The sequence below is a fragment of the Comamonas sp. B-9 genome (assembly GCF_000410635.1).
Lineage (GTDB): Bacteria > Pseudomonadota > Gammaproteobacteria > Burkholderiales > Burkholderiaceae_C > Comamonas.
Genome location: NZ_KE148600.1, coordinates 1 through 230, shown reverse-complemented (window position 1 = coordinate 230; position 230 = coordinate 1). Strand labels below are relative to the sequence as shown.

Annotated in this window: 1 pseudogene; it reads right to left on the bottom strand. The window is 72.6% G+C overall.

The features are described 5' to 3' along the window. A pseudogene (locus tag H928_RS32425) lies at window positions 1-230 on the bottom strand (type II secretion system protein GspL); the annotation flags it as partial.

Here is a 230-nt window from a genome sequence, read left to right as displayed (position 1 = left end):
GGCTGTAGAGCTGCACCGGGCGCTGCAGCCAGTGCTCGGCAGTGCTGACCACGGCTGGCTCGGCATGCACGATGCTGTCGGGCCCGAGCGGGGGCAGCAGCGCTGCGCTCTCGCGCGAGACGGGCAGCACCAGCACCGCATCGGCGCTGTCGGTGCCAAACACGACGGCCTGCGCCAACTCGCCGGTGACCAGGATCTGCGCGCCATCAGCTGCGGGCTCGCCCGGCGCA